Genomic DNA, 18,467 nt, shown 5'->3' with positions numbered 1-18,467 from the left:
GCGTGCCCGAGGCGCTGTTAACGCGGGTTCACGCGCCCGGCGCCGATCTGGAGACCCCGCGCGCATCGGCTCGGCGCGCGGGCCTGTTTCGGGTTATGGACGGATCGTGCTCTCCGGTCGTGCCCTGGCCCTCGCGGTCCTCGCGTGGTCGTTCCTCAAGGTCGCGGTGCGCCGTCTCTTCGACGACGGTCCGAGCGGGCTCGCGCTCTTCCGCGAGAACTACGACGCCGATGGCCTGCCGCCGCTCTCGCCCGCCGAGCGCGCGGCCCTGCCCCGCTTCTCCCGCTGCATCGCGTGCGGGCGCTGCGACCTCGGGGAGGCCGAGCGCATCGCGGCCTCCAGGGGGGCCTACCGCGGCCTCATGACCGTGGTGCTCGCGTCGTCGCGGAGCATGCCGGACTTCGACGCCGCGGCGCTCGCGCTCGCGCACGTGCCGGAGGAGGTGCTCGCCGAGAAGGAGAGGATCTGCCCGACCGGCGTGCCGTTCCGCGAGCTGGCCGGGTTCGTGCGGGCCAAGGCCAGGCCCCAGGCGGCGCCGTCCGCGGACGGGGCGGGGAGCGGCGAGCCCTCGGCCCTGGCCCTGGTCGCCGCGGTGACCTCGCCCGCGGCCGACCTCGACCCCTCGTCGGCCGATCGCGCCGCGCCGGAGGCGACGTGATGACGCCCGGTGGACGCCGCGGCGTGGCGAGGACCCTCGCCTTCCTCCTCCTCTTTTGCACCCCCGCCTGCTCCGCTCACCAGCCTGCAGCGCCCCGCACGGGAGCCGACGCGCCGATCGCGCTCGGCGTCGCGCCGAGCACCCCGCCGGCGCCCCCGCGGCACCAGGCCGAGGACGACGATCCGGACGACATCGACGGCGTCTCCACGCCGATCGCGCCCGCGAGCGCGCGGAGCGCGGCGAAGGGGACGCCGATCCAGGGCGGGCGCGCCACCTACTACGCCGACAAGTTCAACGGCCGCCGCACCGCGAGCGGCGAGCGCTACAACCCGCGCGCGCTCACGGCCGCGCACCGGACGCTGCCCTTCGGCGCCGTGGTCGACGTGGTCCGCCGGGACGGCCGCCGCGTGCGCGTGCGGATCAACGACCGCGGCCCGTTCAAGCGCGGCAGGATCATCGATCTGTCGCGCAGGGCCGCCGAGCGGATCGGGCTCATCGAGGACGGCGTCACCCAGGTGACGCTCGAGCTCATCTGGAAGCCGGCGCGGCGGCCGCGCTGACGCGCGTCGCCGCGGCTACCGCTACTGGACGAGGCTGAGCCGCGGGGCCGCGGAGAAGGCCGCGAGGTGGCCGCTCTCCTCGGCCACGTAGACGTCGCACCGCTCGTCGACCCGCAGGAGATCCGGGATGAGGTCCGTCGGCACCTTGCCGAGCAGCGCGCCGTCGCGCGGCCGGACGACGTGCACCTCGCTCTGCGGCACGAACAGCGCGCCCGAGCGGAGCACCGGCTCGAGCCGCCGCGGCCTGTCGCCCTCGACGCCGCCCGCGATGACGTGCCGGTACCGGACCGCGCCGTCGTGCGCGCCGACCCCGACGATCTCGCCTGCCTCGCTGTTCACGACGACCACATCGTCCACCATGAGGCACGAGGCCATCGACGCGCACGCGGTCAGATCGAAGCGCGTCGCCCCGGTGCGGCGATCGATCCCGACGAGCCCCGTGCCGCGCCGCCCGTGGGTCACCACGCACACCGTCTCGGGCCCGAGCAGCGGCGCGCCGACCGGCGCCACGTGCTTCGGCAGATCGACCGTCCACCGCGCCTCGCCGGACCACGGGTCGAGGTGGTGCAGCCGCGCCCCGCCGCGGCCGACGAAGGCGCCGTCGCCCGCCAGCGCGAAGAGCGCGTCGTGATCGACCGCCACCGGCGACGCGAACGGGAGCCGGTCGCAGAAGCGCCACACGACCTCGCCGCTCAGCACGTCGAGCGCCGCGAGGGCCGGCTCGCCGCTGCCCACGAGGACGAGCTTGCCCGCGCGGCGGAGCCGGAAGTTCTCGCCGCGCCGCGCGGCGTAGCGCCAGCGCACCTCGCCGGAGTAGAGGTCCACGGCCGCGAGGTGGCGCGTCCCCTCGCTCACGATGAGCATCCGCGGCAGCCCGGGGCCGCTCACCACCGCGCCCGAGGCGTTCGCGCCCACGCGCGGCGAGAGCCGCGTCGACCAGGCGACCTCGCCGCTCGACAGATCGTGCAGCTGCAGCGTGCCGTCGGGCAGGAGCCGCCCGAGGCCGACCGGCGTCATCACCGAGACCGCGCGCGGCGCAGGCTTGCGCCACAGGCACTCGCCGGTGCGCCGATCGATGCACGTCAGCTCGCGCGTCGAGCCCACCACGAGCACGTCGCCGCAGAGGAAGGTGGCGCGGAGATCGAGCGACGGGATCGCCGCGATCCACCGGGCCGTGAAGCGCAGGCGCGTCCGCCCGAACGTGTCCTCGGCCGCGGCCTGCGGGCGCGCCGCCGCCGCGAAGGCGCGGTACGTCTCCGGGGCCACGTTGATCTTCGCGTCGTTGCGCGTGAGCTCGCGGAGCCGCTCGGAGAGCGCGCGGACGCGCGCCCGGAACTCGAACAGGCGCAGGTTCGACGTCTGCCCGCGATCGCGGCGCACCAGGCTGCGCGCGAGCGCCCGCCCGAACGCGACCACGCCCTGGGCGAGCGCCGCCACGTCGACGGCCGGGAAGGTCCAGGTCTGCGCCCGCTCCTCGGCGGCCGCGAACGAGGGTACGCGGCCAGCGCCGGGCGCGCGGGGATCCGCGGAGGGGACGCGGCCCACGCGGGGCACGCCGAGCGTGAGCGACAGCGCCCCCTCGCTGTGCAGCCGGACGCCGAGGATCGCGCCGCCGACGGTCAGCCGGCGGTGGTAGGGCTGGCGCCGCGCCCACGCGTCGAGCGACTCGAGCGACAGCGACGCGAGCTGCTCGGCGAACGGGAAGACGAAGACGTCGGGCAGCTCCCGCGCCTCCTCGCCCACGAGCACGCGGATCTTGCCCCGGAAGAGGAGCGAGAAGAGGTCGGCCCGGAGCACGGCCGGCTGCGTGAGCGCCGCGCCCTGCGACGTGCGCAGGAGCGCCTCGGCCGCGATGGCGATCGGGATCTCGCCGGTCGGCTCGACGCCCACGATCGCGGGCTCTCCTCCCGCCTCGTCGGGCGAGAACGGCAGGGAGGCCGCGAGGCACCGCCGCGCGGCCGGGAGCCGCTGCTCGCCGATCCCGCCGAGATCCGCGTCGTTCTCGGCGAAGGCGGCGTCGCGGCGCGCGCCCGGGCCCCTGCGCGAGGCGAACCGGTCGATGGCCGCGAGGAGGCGCGCGCAGAGCGCTTCGCCGTCGAAGCGCCGCTCGTGCAGGGCGACCTCGGGCACGTCCCCGCCCTGGAAGACGGTGACGAGGAGGTCGCGGCCCACGCGCTCCAGCCCGAGCTCCCAGGGGTCGGGCTCGAGGCACAGGCGCACGACCGCGCGCGCGCGGCGTCCGGAGGCGAGCTCCGCCGCGGCCTCGGCGAGCTCGCAGAGCAGCGGCAGCGCCTCGGTCTCGGCGCGTAGCGGCAGCGCCGCTCCATCGAGCGGAGGAGGCGCGTTGCGCGCCCCCTCCAGGACGAAGTCGAGCACATCGTGCAGCGACGTGCGCTCGGGCTCCGATGAGCAACGGGTGTTGTCGGCGACAAGTGACAGTCCGGGCATCCGCCGACGGATGCTAGGCAGCGCGCGGCCCGGTCCTAAGTTTTGTGCGCGGATCGCCGCGGAGTGGACAAGCACGTGCCACCTGGCTAGACGGCGCTGGCGCCGGGCGCGCCGCGGCCCGAGGCGCCCTGCGACGCGAGGACGCCCCGAGAACGGCGACGCGCGCCGCGCAGAATGGTTGGCAATCGAACCGGACGTGCGACACTGCGCACCCCGAGCGCCATGCCTCCCGAGAGACCGCCCCATTTCTCGATGCTCCGGTCGTTCGCGCTCGCCGACTTCGTCACGCTGGCGAACGCGGCGAGCGGCACGCTGAGCATCCTGCTTTGCCTGAACTACGTGGCCGAGCGCGAGCGCATCTATGTCTGGGTGGCCTTCGGGCTCCTGCCGTTCGCGCTGGCGTGCGACGTCCTCGACGGCACGATCGCGCGCTGGCGTCGCAAGCACTCGCCGCTCGGGGCCGATCTCGACTCCCTCGCCGACGTGGTCTCGTTCGGCGTCGCGCCCGCGGTGCTCGGCTACGCGCTCGGCCTGCGCGGGCCGTGGGACGCCGCCGCCCTCGTCTACTTCGTCGCCTGCGGGATCAGCCGCCTCGCGCGGTACAACGTGACGGCGGCCGAGCTGTCGGACGAGCGCGGAAAGGTGCGCTACTACGAGGGGACGCCGATCCCCACGAGCCTGCTCATCGTGCTGCTCTTCGGGGTGCTCTTCGCCAAGGAGCGCGTGCACGAGCAGCTCTGGCTCGGGTCCATCGCGCTCGGCCCCTGGGCGTTCCACCCGCTCAGCCTGGTCTATGTCGTGAGCGGCAGCGCGATGGTCAGCGGCACGTTGAGGATCCCGAAGCCGTAACGGGGAGGGGCAGGCACGCGGCGCCGCGCGAGCGTCCAGGTTCGGCGCGCCACACGCCTTGCCTCTCCCTGGGCGCCCAGGCAGGCTCCGGACATGGGCCAGCCCGCCGAGAAGCAGCCGCGCGCCACGTACGCCGACCTCGAAGCCGTCCCATCGAACAAGGTGGCGGAGCTCGTCCGCGGCACCCTGCACGTGTTCCCCAGGCCGGCGCCGCGGCATGCGCGAGCCGCGTCCAGGCTTGGGGGGAAGCTGTCCGGCCCCTTCGACCTGGGCGAAGGCGGGCCCGGCGGCTGGACCATCCTGGTCGAGCCTGAGCTGCACTTCCCCGACCCGCACACGGCGGGTGAGTTCGACGCGCTCGTGCCCGACCTCGCCGGCTGGCGGATCGAGCGCATGCCCGAGCTGCCCGAGACGGCCTTCTTCCCGCTCGCTCCCGACTGGATCTGCGAGGTCCTGAGCCCGTCGACCGAGGACGTCGATCGCAGGGAGAAGATGCCCCTCTATGCGCGCGAAGGCGTGCTCCACGCGTGGCTCGTCGATCCAATCCGGCGCACCCTCGAGGTCTTCTCGCTCGTCGCGGGCAGGGGTTGGGAGCCCGGCCCCGTCCACCGAGACGCGGCGCGGGTCCGGGTCGTGCCCTTCGAGGCCATCGAGCTCGATCTCTCGGTGCTCTGGGCGAAGTAGCGGAGGCGAGTCCCCGGTCCGGCGGGCCGCGCACGGTGGCTCTCGATCACGGGTACCCGGCGGCGATAGACTGTCCGGATGCGGCCCTGCAGGAGCTGTGGTGCCTCGCTGGAGGCAAGTCGTGATGGGATCGCATGCCCGCGCTGCGGCGCTGACGCCCCCGGCGTCGCAGGCGCGGCCGCACCGCGGGCTGCGCCCGCGCCTGGGCCATCCCGGGCGACGAAGGTGCTCCTCGCCGCGGCGATGGCCGTGGTCGGGATCGGCTTCGCGGTGATGTTCTTCGCGCGCGTCGACCCGCCGCAGGAGCCCGCGCCGCGCGCGCGCCCGCTCTCCACCCAGCTCGACGCCCTCTGCTTCGTGGACGCGAACGGCGACGACGCGCCCGACCCGGTGCTGTGGCAGGACGGCAAGACCCGCGGGCGCGTGGTGGCCGTCGACGGGCGCAGCGGGCAGGGGATCTGGGCGTCGCTGGAGATCGAGGAGCCGGACGCGCTCGCCTGCGCGGACGCGAACACGGTGCTCGCGGGCGGGGGCGACGCCGCGCTGCGCGCGCTCGACGCCCGCACCGGCAAGGAGCGCTGGGTGGCGAACCTCCCCGGGGTCCCCGACGAGATCGCGGGGGGCGACGGCTGCGCGACCGTGGTGATGAAGGACGGCACGGCGACCGGGATCAAGCTCGAAGGGGGCGCGGCGGACGACTGCCCGACGGCGCCGCAGCCGTCGGCGATCACGGGGCACTTCTGGGAGCGCAAGAAGAACCCCCAGGTGGTCCAGGCCGGCGGCGTGGAGGTCGTGCTCACAGCGCCGGCCGGGGGCCCGCCGCGGCTCACCGCCGAGGGGCGGCGCGGCAGCGAGTCGCTCTGGAAGAAGGAGCTCGCCGCGCGCGCGCCGCTCTCCGGCGGGCGGCCCGACCTGTTCCTCGTCGCGAGCGGCGGCGCCGCCGTCGTCGTCGGCGTCGACGTGGTGAACGGCACCGAGCCGCGGATCATCGCCCTCGATCCGGTGTCCGGGGCCGCGCGGTACGAGCGCGCCGCGGCCTACCTCGGCGACCGGCTCACGGCGGCGAAGGCGTCCGGCCCCTACGTCTACGTCATCAGCGGCGCCGCGGTGAGCGGCGCTGCGCTGCGCGCGATCGACCCGGCGACCGGAGAGACCGCGTGGCGCGCGACCACGCCGCCGTGAGCCTGTCGCCGGCGTGGCCCGCGGCGCGCCCTCAGCAGAGGCAGCCCACGAACGTACCCGAGAACAGCGGTCGCTCCATCACCGCGGCGCCGCACGTCGGGCACGTATCGCCGAGCTTGAGCTCGCGGGGCTGCGGCGCCGGCTTCGCCGGCTGCGCGGAAGGGGACGTCCCCGCGACGGCGAGCGGCTGGAACTCCACGATCGACACGCGCGAGAACCCCTGCCTCGGCGTGGCGCTGCGCTGCGGCGACGTCAGGAGATCCTGCTTGCTGCGGACCGGCAGGATGGGTCGCGACATGTTGATGTAGGCGAGCTCGATCGTGTAGAGCGCCGGATCGAGCATGCGCGGGTCCTCCGGCTGGACGATCCCGTGCTGGAAGGCCTCGATCAGCATGTCGACGTCCGTCCTCGCGTTGCGGTTGCGCGCGGCGTCGACCAGGAAGAGGCCATTGCCGTAGTAGGCGGCGTTGAGCCAGAAGCCGGTGCCCGCGGTGTGGTAGCCGCCGGTCGCCCACTTGTACCCGCGCAGCGAGCGCACGTGGGTCGTCAGCGCGTTCGCGAGCGCGTACGACGTCATGCCGAGGGGCAAGAGGCTCACGAGCGCCGCCGGGTGGAAGTTCAGGCAATCGCTGCAACAGACAGGCACCGTCGGCACGAGCGCCTGCGCGGGATCGATGCAGACCTGGACTTCCGATTCGCTGCGATAGCAGCCGGTAAAACACGAATGCCGCTCGACGGCGGCCAGGAGCGCGGCAGGAAGTGCCATGCGGGGAACTATACCGTCCACGAGGGCGCATGGCTGCCACGAGGCGCAGCGCCGCGGCCGTTGTCCGAGGCGTGCGCGCCGCGGCGAGCCCAGGTGTTCGCGACGTTCGCGCGCACGTGTCCGCGTGGTCGCGTCTCGCATCTCGCCTGCTCGCACGATTGCGAGCAGACGAGCGCAATTGCGTCCTTCGTGCGCCTGTCACAGGATCGCTGCGTGCTGATCGCCGTACACCCTGAGCGCTTGCTCCGCTGCCCGTGCGTCCTCGATGGAGATCGCGCGGAGCGGCGCGGGCTCCGGTCCAGCGCGGGCGTCAGCGCCTCGTGTCCATCGGAGTGCCGCGCGGACGCACGGGCGGCGTGACGGGGAGAGAGCGTTCGGTGCTCGTTGCGCTCGCCGGCGCGCTCTCGGCGCTGCTCCCGGCGCTCGCGCTCTCGGGATTCACGGTCGACGACGCCCTGATCACGGCGCGTTATGCGCACCACCTCGCCCGGGGGCTGGGCTACCGCTTCAACGCGGCCGGGCCGGTGACCGACGGCGTGACGCCGCTCGGGTGGGCGTTCGTGCTGGCGCCGTTCGCGGCCAGCGGGCCGCTCGCCGCGCTCGCGGCCGCGAAGGCGCTCGGCGCCCTCGCGTGGACGCTCGCCGCCGGCGTCCTGGCGCTCGCGATCGATCGGGCGTCCGATCGTCCGATCCGGTTCGCGGCGCTCGCGCTCGTGCCGGCGTCGGCGCCGCTCGCCGCCTGGAGCGTGGCGGGCATGGAGACGGGCGTCGTCACGGCGCTCGGGGCGCTCGCCGTCGCGCTGCCGGCGCTCGGCCGCGCGCTCGCCGGCGCGGCCTGCGCCGGGGCCGCGGCGGCGCTCCGGCCGGAGCTCCTGCCGTTCGCGCTCGTCGTCGCGCTCTCGGCCCAGGCGGCTCCGCGCCGCGACGCCGCGGGGGGCGCGCCGCCGCGGCCCGCGTGGGCGCGAGCGCTCGCCGCGCTCGCGCTCGCGGGCCTCCCCTTCGTCGCCGTGGCCCTGGCGCGCCTCTCGATCTTCGGGCGGGCCGCGCCGCTCGCCGCGCTCGCGAAGGCGCCGGACGCGGCGCTCGGGGCCCGGTACGCGCTCGCGTGTTTCCTCCTGACCGGGCCTGCGGCGCTGCTCGCGCCGGCCGCGTGGCGCGCGCTCCCCGCGTGGCCGCGCGGGCTGCTCGCGGCGGTCGCTGTGCACTTCCTCGCGGTCGCGGCGGCGGGCGGCGACTGGATGCCGCTCTCGCGGCTCGTCGTCCCGGCGCTGCCCGCCGTGGTGCTCGCGGCGGCCCACGTCGCCTCGGTGGCGGATGCGCGCGCCACGGCGCTCCGGCTCGCGCTCGCGCTCGCGGGGGAGCTCTTCGTGATGGTCCGGGTCGGGCCGACCGCCGCGCGGGTGGGCAGCGACCGGCTGCGCGTCGTCGAGGAGCTCCGCGGCGCGCTCGCCGGGGCGGAGGTCGTCGCGGCGCTCGACATCGGCTGGCTCGGGGCGGCGACGGGCGCGACCCTCGTCGATCTCGCGGGCGTCACGGATCCGGCCATCGCGGCGCTGCCCGGCGGGCACACAACGAAGCGGATCCCCGGGGCGCTGCTGGACGCGCGCCGGGTGGACGCGCTGGTGCTGCTGCTCGCCGAGGGCGAGGCGCCCGCGTCGCCGTGGCCGGCGTCGCGGTTCGCGCGCGGGGTGGAGCAGCGCGTCGCGCGCCTGCCCGGCGCTGGCGACGCGTTCGCTCCCGTGGCGGTGAGCGGCCTCCCGCACCTCCGCTACGTCGTGCTGCGGCGGCGCGCAGGCGACGCAGAGGCAGGCCAAGCGCCCCCTGACGCGGGCGCGCAGCGCGACAGGTAGGTGAGCCGGGGAGGCGCGCCGGTGCGCCAGCGTGTGCGCCGCGCCGACGCGAGCGCCTGCGCCGCGACATGGGTCCCTGCGAGGTGGCTCGGCCAGGGGATCGGCCGCGGTGAGCCGGCGCGCACGCCGCGCGGCGTCGAGCGAAGTGACAGTGGACGGACGGCGCGCGCCGCTGGCACGCTGTGCAATAGCGGCAGAGCGCCCGCCAGGAGCGCGTCAGCTCGATGCAGGCAGGAGAGGTCATCGACGACCGGTTCGAGATCGAGGAGCACGCCGCCTCGGGCGCGACGGCGCGCGTGTACCGCGCGCGCGACCTCCGGTCCGGCGAGCTCGTCGCGCTCAAGCTCCTCCAGACCGCCGCGACCGCGTCGCTGAGCGCCCTCGCGCGCGAGCACCTCGCCCTCGCGACGCTCGCGATCCCCGGCGTCGCCCGTTACGTCGCGCACGGAGCGACGGGCGGCGGCCGGCTCTACCTCGCGATGGAGTGGCTCGATGGCGAGACCCTCTCGGAGCGGCTCGATCGCGGCCCGCTCACGCTCGCCGAGGGCCTCACGCTCGCCGCGCGCATCGCCGAGACGCTCGCCGCCGTCCACCAGCTGGGGTTCGTGCACTGCGACGTGAAGCCGGGCAACCTCATCCTCGAGGGCGGCGACCTCCAGCGCGTCCGGCTCATCGACTTCGGCGTCGCGCGCTTCTCCGGGGATGACGAGGAGGAGTTCCCGGCGCTCGGCGACATCCGCGGCACGCCCCAGTACATGGCCCCCGAGCAGGCCCGCGGCGAGCCGCAGATCGACGCGCGCGCCGACGTGTTCGCGCTCGGCAGCGTGCTCTTCGAGTGCCTCACCGGGCGCGCCGCGTTCGGCGGCAGCGACCCGCTCTCGGTCCTCATGAAGGTCCTCCTCGAGGAGCCGCCGCGGCTCAGGGAGCTCCGCGACGACGTCCCGGCCTGGCTCGATCGGCTCGTCGCGCGGATGCTGTCGAAGGCGCGGGAGTCCCGGCCGCGCGACGCGGGCGTCGTCGCGGCGGCGCTCGCCTCGGAGGCGCTGGATTCACGCCTCGACGCGGGCCCGCCGTCGCTGCAGCCCCCGTCGTCCCACCCGCCGGCGCAGCGCGGCCGCGAGATCACGACCAGCGAGCGGAAGGTCATGTGCCTCCTGCTCGCCCGGGAGGGTCAGGCCGACGCGGAGGCGACGCTCTCCGACGTCGAGGACGAGGCGAGGGCGCGGGCGATCCGCGAGATCGTCGAGCGCCACCGCGGCCGGATCGAGCTCCTGGAGGCGCGGTGGCTGCTCGTGACGCTCTCGGGATCGGCCGCGCCCACCGACCTCGCGGCGCAGGCGGCCCGCTGCGCGCTCTCGCTCAGGGAGCTGCTCGGCGGCGCCCGCCTCTCGCTCGTCACCGGCCGGGCCGAGGTCGCCGCGCGGCTGCCGGTCGGCGCGGTGATCGATCGCCTCGTGCAGCTCGTCCAGGGCAGCCGCGAGCCCCTCCATCCGGCGGCGATCCGCATCGACGACACGACCGCGGGCCTGCTCGGCGCGCGGTTCGACGCCACCCGGGACGCGTCGGGGTGCTGGCTCCACGGCGCGCGCGAGGAGCCCGAGACGCAGCCCTCGCTCCTCGGCCGGCCGGCGCCCTACGTCGGGCGCGAGCGCGAGCTCGGGCTGATCGAGGCCGAGATCGACGCCTGCGTCCGCGGGGCGGCCCCGGGCGCGGTGCTTGTGACGGGCGTGGTGGGGTCGGGCAAATCGCGCCTCTGCTACGAGCTCGTCCGCGCGCTCGGGTCGCGCAGCGAGCCCCTCGCGGTGTGGCTCGGCCAGGCGGACCCGATGAGCGCCGGCTCCGCCTTCGGCCTGCTCCAGCGCGCGCTCCGCCGCGGGCTCGGCCTGCGCGACGGCGAGCCCATCGACTCGAAGCGGCGCAAGATCCGCGCGCGCGTCGAGCGCCGCTGCGGCGCCGCGGCGTCCGCGCGCGTCGCGCCGTTCCTCGGCGAGCTCGCGGGCGCGCCGTTCCCGGACGACGACGACGTGCAGCTCAGGGTGGCGCGGCGGCACCCGCTCCTGATGAGCGACCAGCTGCGCCTCGCGTGGGAGGATTTCCTCGACGCCGAGTGCGCCGCGCAGCCGGTGCTCCTCGTGCTCGACGACCTGCACTGGGGCGATCTGCCGACCGTGACGCTTGTCGAGGCCGCGCTGCGCAACCTGAAGGGCAGGCGGTTCGCGGTGCTCGCGCTGGCGCGTCCCTCCGTGCACGAGCTCTTCCCGGGGCTCTGGGGGCCTCACCTCGTCCGGGAGGTCCGCCTCTCTCCGCTCGCGCCGTCGGGCGGCGAGCGGCTCGTGCGGGAGGCGCTCGGCGCCCGGGCGAGCGCGGAGCTCGTGAGGACGCTCGTCGAGCGCGCCGACGGCAACGTGTTCTATCTGGAGGAGCAGATCCGCGCCGCCGCCCGCGGCCGGACCGCGGCGCCGCCGGAGACGGTGCTCGCGATGGTGCAGGCCGGGCTCGACGCGCTCGACCCGGAGGCGCGCCGCGTGCTGCGCGCCGCGAGCGTCTTCGGCGAGGCGTTCTCCGAGGTGGGGGTCGCCGCGCTCGTGGGCCGGTCGGAGGTCGCGCGCGAGGTCGACGAGCTCGTGCGGCACGAGGCGATCGTGCGGATCGGGCCGCGGAGCCCGGCCGGCGACGCCGCGCTCCGGTTCCGCCACGCGCTCATCCGCGAGGCCGCCTACGGCATGCTGACCGAGGGCGATCGGCGGCTCGGCCACGCGCTCGCGGGCGGCTTCCTCGCGCAGCGCGGCGAGGCCGATCCCATGGCGCTCGCCGAGCACTTCGAGCGCGGCGGCGAGCCCGCGCGCGCGGCCACGGCGTACCTCGCGGCGGCGCGGCAGGCGCTGCGGGGCAACGACCTCGGCGCGGTGCTGGCGCGCGCGGCGCGCGGCGTCGCGTGTGATCCGGCGCCCGCCACCGTGGGCGAGCTCCGCCTGCTCGAGAGCCAGGCGCACTTCTGGCGCGGTGATCTCGCGCTCGCCGAGGAGCGCGCCGCGGCCTCCGCGGAGCACCTCGCGGAGGGATCCGCCGCCTGGTTCGCGGCGCTGACCCGGATCATCATCGCCGCGGGCGCCACGGGCGGCCTCGAGCGCGTCGAGCGCTGGGCCGCCGTCGCGCGCGACACGCCTGCGCCCCTCGAGGACGGGAGCTCCGCCAAGAGCGCCTGCCTGAGCTCCGCCGCGCTCATGCTGATCTTCGGCGGGCGCTATGCGCTGGCCGACGCGCTGCTCGAGGGCGCGGAGCGCGCGATCGAGGGCGCCCCGGCGCCGGATCTCGAGGCCGTGGCGAACCTCCACGAGGCGCGCGCGATCCGCGCGCACGCGGGCGGGGACCCCGGCGCGAGCCTCGCGGGCATCGCGGCGGCGCTCGCGGCGTTCGAGCAGGCCGGCGACGTGCGGCGGGCGTGCATGGCGCGCATGAACCTCGGCTACTCGTACGGCCAGGTGGGCCAGCTCGAGGCGGCCGAGGCGGCGCTGCGGCAGGCGCTCGCCGAGTCGGAGCGCATGGAGCTGCGCGGCACCACGGCGTACGTCCTCCAGAACCTCGGCCTGGTGCTCTCCTACCGAGGCCGGCTCGACGAGGCGAGATCGGTCGAGGAGACCGCGTGCGCGATGCTGGAGCGCCACGGCGACGTGCGGATGGAGGGCTGCGCGCGCGTCTACCTCGCGAGCATCCTGCTCCTCGCGGGCGATCCCGAGGCGGCGGCGCGCGAGGCGCGGGCCGCGGACGCGATCCTCGAGCGGGCCCCGCCGATGCGCGCCTACGCCGTCGCGGTGCTCGGGCGCGCGCTGCTCCACCTCGGCAGCCCTGGCGACGCGCTCGCCGCCGCCGAGCGTGCGCGCGCGCTGCTCGACGAGGTGGGCGTGGAGGAGGGCGAGTCGGTGGTGCGCCTGGTCTACGCCGAGGCGCTGTCGGTCTGCGGGCGCGGCGCCGAGGCCGCGCGGGCGATCGCCGAGGCGCGCGATCGCCTGCTCGCGCGCGCCAAGAAGATCAGCGACGGCGCGTTCCGGGCGCACTTCCTGGAGCGGGCCGTGGACAACGCGCGCACGCTCGAGCTCGCGCGGGCGTGGCTGGGCGAGGCGGCGGAGTAGCCGAGCGCGCTCGCCGCTCCTGGCGAGGAGCGCTGCGCGGTCCGCGCGCCCGCGCCGCTGCGCCGTCGGGGTGGCCTGCGCCGTCGTTCGCCGGTCGCTCCTACCGCGAGCGAGCGGGCGGCGTGGCCTCCTGACCGCGAGCGAGCGGGCGGTGCTACGCCCCGTCGGAGAGCGGGCGGCCAGGTCGTTTACACTGCGAGGCGGCGATGAGGAGCCGCCCTTTCATCACGCTGCGCCTCCCCAGGGTCGTTCATCCGGGCGAGGCGTTCGACGTCGGGCTCTCGCTCGAAAGCGCCGCGAAGACGCCCATCAACTTCGTGCGCGTGGCCCTGCGGCACACGCACGAGCAGATGGTTCCGGGCGAGGGGACCTTCGAGGTTCGCGACCTGCTCCTCCTCAGCGAGGAGGTGGCCGGGGAAGGGCGGCTCGGCGAGGGGATTCACCGCTACCGGGTCTCGTTCGCGCTGCCTGGTGATCTCCCGCCGACGTTCGCCGGCGCCTTCCAGGCGTGCCGGTGCGAGGTCCGCGCGCACGTCTCCATTCCGTGGTGGCTCGACGCGCGGGAGAGCCAGGAGGTCCTCATCCGGCCCAGGTCCGCTCAGCGGCCGGAAGACGGGCCGTTCATCGACGCGAGCCGCCGGGGGCGCGGCGCCTTCGTCGAGGTGTCGCTGCCGGGCCGGACCCTCACCCCGGGCGCGATCGTGACCGGGGCCGTCGCCTTCGGTGGCCTCCCGGGGCGCTACCCCTTCGGGCTCCGCGTCGCGCTGGTCGGCAACGGGGTGGAGCAGGTGAACGCGCGCAGCGGTTCGTACGAGAGCTGCCCGAACGTGTTCTTCCAGGACGTCACAGGGATCGCCGAGGGAACGGAGGTGCCTTTCCGCATCTCTCTGCCGGGCGATCTCGCGCCGTCCTTCCGCCTCCGCGAGGTTGCCCTGGAGTACGCGCTGGAGGTGACGATCGAGCACCTGGCGGGTGGGGAGCTGGTGCGGCACCGCGTGCCGGTGATCGTCGGCCTGTTCGAGCCGCGGACCGGGCGCGATGGAAAGCGGCCCCGGATCGGCGCGGATCGCTGGCGCGCGGTCTGGGCGCGCGCGGGGCGGCGGGCGGGGCTCTCGCTGGAACGGGGGCTCCGGCTCCGCGGCGTGCGCGCGGGGTGCACCGTCGAGGTGGCCTCTGCCGTGAAGGGGCTGAGGGCAGGCCTGGGCGCGACGGTGCGGTTCGCGGAGCCCTGGGGGTTGCGCCTCGACGTGCAGTGGCGGCGCGTGCTGGAGCTCGATGGGCTGGAGACGGGGGACGAGGGATTCGATCGGCGCTTCCGCGCGGCGGGACGGGAGGAGGCGCAGGTGCGGGCCGTGCTCGGGCCTGCGCTCCGGCGCGCGCTGCGTGCTTTCCATCGGGCCGACGTGGACGACAGGGAGGCGTGGGTGTGGAGCGCCGCGGAGGCGTCGGACGAGCAGGCGCTCGGCGCGTTCCTGGCGCAGGTCAACGCGCTTGCCCAGGCTCTCGCGGAGGCCGGCGCGGCGCTGCCGCCGCCGGCGGCGATGGCGGCGTGGCTGCCCGCGTGGCGCCGCTTCGCGGAGGAGAGCGACGGGGCGCTCCGGGTCGGTCCGATGCGGCTCTCGGGGACGCTCGAAGGGGCGCGGTTCGAGCTGGAGACGCTGTTCAAGGGGGCCGTTCCTGCGAGGACACGGGTCTCATTGCGGCTGGATCCGCCGATCGAGGGCGCAGCCAGGCCGAGGAACGCGGCGGAGCAGGGGATCGCAGCGGCGATCCTGGAGCAGGCGGCGCGCCTCGGGGCGGGTGCGGATGCGGAGGAGGGGGTCGCGGTGGTGCCGGGCGCGATCGCGGTGGTGATCGGGGCGCCGCTCGCGGATCCGGCGGCGGCGCGGGAGGTGCTGCGGCCCATGCTGGCGCTGGCGAGGCAGATGCGGGGGGAGGGGCGGGGTGGGCCGTACCGGTGAGGGGGAGCGAGGGCGGGGGCGAGACATGGCCGGGGGCTGGTCGGCGGGCTGATGCCGAGGAGGAAGGCGACGAGGACGTCCTTGTGCTTCTCGGATCCGAAGATCCTCTTGAAGGCGAGGTCGGTCATCGGGTCCGCGAAGGTGGGGCGGTGCGTGGCGACCTCAGCGTGCGGCGCGCGCGGCGACGCGCCGCATAGCTCACCGGCGAGGGCTGGCATCGGCGCGCCCGCGGAGCGCCTCGACGGCGCTTCGGATGCCGGTGGCCACGTCCTTCCAGGCTTCGTCGCGGTTCTGCCAGAGGGTGATCGGCAGGTCGTTCTTGGGGAGCGGCTCGATTCCTTCGAACGGCGCCTTGTGCAGGTCGGCCGGCCGGAGGAGGACCGGGATGACGCGGGCCTGGTCGGCGCGGTGGCGCGCGAGGGCGCGCGGCATCTGCCGGCGGACGCAGTCGTCGGAGGCGAGAAAATCCGGGCTGACGAGGAGGAGGATGACGTCGGCCTCGTCCAGGTGCTGGTCGATCTGGCGAGCCCCGTCCTCGCCGGCGATGACGAGGCCGTCATGCCAGACCTGGAGGAGGCCATCCCGTCGGAGGGGGGCGATGTGCTTCTCCAGCTCCTTTCGGAGAGCCTTGTCCTCGTGTGAATAGCTGATGAAGAGACGGACGGCCTCCTGCGCGGATAGATCTCGCGCTTGAGGTGCCGAGCCTGTGAAATGGAGGCGCCAGAGATTGCCGCTGGCATCGCCGGCGCACAGCAGCTGGTGCGATACAGCCACGCTGGTGAATGCGCTGGTGCCGCGCACTGTACTCAGGCATTCGCCTGTCGAAGCACTCCATACCCTGAGCGTGTTGTCTGAGGAGGCGGAGACGATGCGCAGGCCGTCGGGGATGAGCGCACAAGCAGTGACGCGAGAGGAGTGTCCTTCGAGGGTGGAGAGGAGCTTTCCGGTCGCCAGATCCCACACCTTGAGCGTGTGGTCGTAGGAGGCGGAGACGATGCGCAGGCCATCGAGGCTGAGCGCGCAGGCAGTGACTGCAGAGGAGTGTCCTTCGAGGGTGGAGAGGAGCTTTCCGGTCGCCAGGTCCCACACCTTGAGCGTCTTGTCTGAGGCGGAGACGATGCGCAAGCCATCGTGGGTGAGCGCGCAGGCAATGACCGCAGAGGAGTGTCCTTCGAGGGAGGAGAGGAGCTTTCCGGTCGCCAGGTCCCACACCTTGAGCGTCTTGTCTCGGGAGGCGGAGACGATGCGCAGGCCATCGTGGGTGAGCGCGCAGGCAGTGACCGCAGAGGAGTGTCCTTCGAGGGAGGAGAGGAGCTTTCCGGTCGCGACGTCCCACACCTTGAGCGTTTTGTCGTCGGAGGCGGAGACGATGCGCAGGCCATCGTGGCTGAGCACGCAGGCAGTGACCGCAGAGGAGTGTCCTTCGAGGGAGGAGAGGAGCTTTCCGGTCGCGACGTCCCACACCTTGAGCGTGTGGTCGTCGGAGGCGGAGACGATGCGCAGGCCATCGTGGCTGAGCGCCCACGCAGTGATCCTGGCGGAGTGTCCATCGAGGGAGGAGAGGAGCTTTCCGGTCGCCAGGTCCCACACCTTGAGCGTGTTGTCGTCGGAGGTGGAGACGATGCGCAAGCCATCGTGGGTGAGCGCGCAGGCAGTGACCGCAGACGAGTGGCCGCGGAGCGTACGCTCCTCTCCGGTCCACATCCGCACCGGATGTTGCAGCTGGATCTCCGGCAAGCCGCGCGGGAATCGCACGGTCCGCGCGATACGCGCCGCCTCCCATCCCGCCGAGCGCAGCCGGTTGTAGACCAGCTCCGGCAGCGCGCCCGGCGCCTCGTAAAGCCAGTGCGACTCGGCCCGCACCGCCCGGTGAAGCAGATCGACTTCATCGTCCCCGAGCTCCTTTGCGCCGAGGCGCAGCGCCTCCTCGAGCGCCGCGGGCCCCGCCTCGCGGCAGAGCGCCTCCAGCAGGCCGAGATCCCGGCACAACGCCCGCGCCCTCTCTCGCTCGCCCGCAGCGTGGGCGTGCGCGAGCGCATGGAGCGCCGCATACCGCCGCCGGAGCTCGCTCTCCCCATCTGCCACAGGCCAGCGCGCCACCGTGTCCATCAGTTTCCGGTGCAGCTCGGCCATGCGCCTCCGCCCGAGCTTCTCCGCGACGAACGCGCGAAACGCCTCGTGGTACGGCCGGTACGCCCGCACGCCGCGCCACGCCTCCGGCTCTTCCAGGAGCAGCGTCCGCGCCGCGCTGAGGAAGACCTCGCCCGCCTCCACGTCGTTCCACCCCGCCGCCGCCTCGATCTCCTCGATCGGCAGCGCCTCCCGTGCCGCGCAGATCAGCCCGAGCCCGCTCGCGACGAGCTCACGTTGCTCTTGCGGCAGGCTCCGGATCTGCTGCCAGATTTGCTCCAGGAACCCGCTTAGCCCGCGGGGCAGGCGCTCGATGCGCCGCTGCTCAACCGGCTGCTCTTCGAGCCATTCCCGGAGCTTCACCGCATAGAGCAGGTTCCCCTCGGCCCGCGCGACCGCCTCCTCGACGAGCCTCGGGTCGAGGCGCGGCGTGAACCGGGGCGCCTGATCGCCCCAGAACGCGCGGCAGGCCTGCTCGTTGGAGCCCGCCCACGCGGGCGCGTCGAGGTCGATGCGCCGCACGTTCCCGCGGCTCTCCAGCCACCCGAGGTGCGGATACTGCGGGCGCGAGGCGCAGAGCGCGTGCACGCGGGGCGGCAGCGCGTACGGCAGGAAGTCTGGCAGCGGGTTCTGCTCGGCGTCCTCGCTCCGCGCCTCGTCGAGGCCGTCGACGACGAGCACGAGGCGCTCTCCGCGGGGGACGAGCTCGCGCTTCGAGACGTTCGCCAGGAGCTCGGTCAGCCGGCTCTCGGACCGCGCCGCAGGGTCCTTCTGCGCCGGGTAGAGCGCCTCGATCTGCGCCGAGAGCGAGCGCACCACCGCCTCGTGGTGATCCCAGTCCATGACGTCGCGCCGGAGGAAGTGGTGCGGCGCCCTGTGGCCGCGCTGTTCTTCCACATCGAGCCATCGCGAGACGATCGCGCTCTTGCCCATGCCGGGGCCGCCCGTGAGGAGCACCCAGCGGCCCGACGCGCCCGCGCCGTCGAGGTGGCGATCGATGGCCGCTAGCACGTCCTCTCGACCGAAGAAGTTCTCGTGGCGGCTGCGCTCGATGCCGAAGTCGATGAGGTCTCTCGCCACGGCGCCAGTCTAACAGCGCGCATGCCCCCTCCGGCGAGCGCTGCGCTATGCGGACCAGCGCTTCGAGCGGCGTGTCCGCGCTCCCGGCACCTGTCCGTCGATGGTGCACCACCCGCGGGGCCCCCGATTTGCGGCTCCTACCGTCCGATGCGCGCGCGGATGGCGGCGC

11 protein-coding genes are annotated in these 18,467 nt (G+C 74.8%); 8 read left to right on the top strand and 3 right to left on the bottom strand.

Annotation, left to right across the window (positions count from 1 at the left end; genetic code table 11):
* The first annotated feature begins 106 nt into the window (after positions 1–106).
* Complete coding sequence (locus tag WME97_RS20060; protein WP_437553987.1) at positions 107–658, top strand: hypothetical protein; 552 nt, start codon at positions 107–109, stop codon at positions 656–658.
* Positions 659–849: 191 nt separating this feature from the next.
* On the top strand, positions 850–1,218 hold the full coding sequence (locus tag WME97_RS20055; RefSeq protein WP_437555439.1) for a septal ring lytic transglycosylase RlpA family protein: 369 nt from the start codon (positions 850–852) through the stop codon (positions 1,216–1,218).
* 21 nt (positions 1,219–1,239) lie between these two features.
* Here WME97_RS20055 and WME97_RS20050 read toward each other — a convergent pair whose 3' ends face one another.
* On the bottom strand, positions 1,240–3,666 hold the full coding sequence (locus tag WME97_RS20050) for a PQQ-binding-like beta-propeller repeat protein (protein ID WP_437553985.1): 2,427 nt from the start codon (positions 3,664–3,666) through the stop codon (positions 1,240–1,242).
* A 222-nt stretch (positions 3,667–3,888) separates the two neighbouring features.
* Between WME97_RS20050 and WME97_RS20045 the strand changes: the two genes are divergently transcribed.
* From WME97_RS20045 to WME97_RS20035, 3 genes are all read left to right on the top strand, one after another.
* Positions 3,889–4,515, top strand: coding sequence for a CDP-alcohol phosphatidyltransferase family protein (locus WME97_RS20045; protein WP_437553983.1), 627 nt, complete (start codon positions 3,889–3,891; stop codon positions 4,513–4,515).
* 93 nt (positions 4,516–4,608) lie between these two features.
* Positions 4,609–5,199, top strand: coding sequence for a Uma2 family endonuclease (locus WME97_RS20040; protein ID WP_437553981.1), 591 nt, complete (start codon positions 4,609–4,611; stop codon positions 5,197–5,199).
* A gap of 225 nt (positions 5,200–5,424) precedes the next feature.
* Positions 5,425–6,381: an outer membrane protein assembly factor BamB family protein gene (locus WME97_RS20035; protein WP_437553979.1), complete on the top strand. Its 957-nt coding sequence runs from the start codon at positions 5,425–5,427 to the stop codon at positions 6,379–6,381.
* Between the two features lie 31 nt (positions 6,382–6,412).
* On the opposite strand, the gene WME97_RS20030 is transcribed toward WME97_RS20035, so the two are convergent.
* Positions 6,413–7,147: a hypothetical protein gene (locus WME97_RS20030; RefSeq protein WP_437553977.1), complete on the bottom strand. Its 735-nt coding sequence runs from the start codon at positions 7,145–7,147 to the stop codon at positions 6,413–6,415.
* A 377-nt stretch (positions 7,148–7,524) separates the two neighbouring features.
* Here WME97_RS20030 and WME97_RS20025 point away from each other — a divergent pair, with 377 nt between their 5' ends.
* The 3 genes from WME97_RS20025 (at position 7,525) to WME97_RS20015 (ending at position 15,088) form a co-directional block, all read left to right on the top strand.
* Positions 7,525–8,997, top strand: a complete 1,473-nt coding sequence (locus WME97_RS20025) for a hypothetical protein (RefSeq protein WP_437553975.1) — start codon at positions 7,525–7,527, stop codon at positions 8,995–8,997.
* A 224-nt stretch (positions 8,998–9,221) separates the two neighbouring features.
* Positions 9,222–13,127 (top strand): serine/threonine-protein kinase, encoded by a 3,906-nt coding sequence (locus tag WME97_RS20020; protein ID WP_437553973.1) that lies wholly within the window; start codon positions 9,222–9,224, stop codon positions 13,125–13,127.
* Positions 13,128–13,333: 206 nt separating this feature from the next.
* Positions 13,334–15,088 (top strand): hypothetical protein, encoded by a 1,755-nt coding sequence (locus WME97_RS20015; RefSeq protein ID WP_437553971.1) that lies wholly within the window; start codon positions 13,334–13,336, stop codon positions 15,086–15,088.
* Positions 15,089–15,286: 198 nt separating this feature from the next.
* Here the strand turns inward: WME97_RS20015 and WME97_RS20010 are convergent, their stop codons facing one another.
* Positions 15,287–18,298 (bottom strand): TIR domain-containing protein, encoded by a 3,012-nt coding sequence (locus WME97_RS20010; protein WP_437553969.1) that lies wholly within the window; start codon positions 18,296–18,298, stop codon positions 15,287–15,289.
* Positions 18,299–18,467: the final 169 nt, after the last annotated feature.

It is taken from the genome of Sorangium sp. So ce367, assembly GCF_051520455.1.
In the GTDB taxonomy this organism is placed as follows: domain Bacteria; phylum Myxococcota_A; class Polyangia; order Polyangiales; family Polyangiaceae; genus Sorangium; species Sorangium cellulosum_B.
The sequence above is the reverse complement of the archived record's forward strand: the minus strand, read 5'-3'. Positions and strand labels throughout refer to the sequence as shown.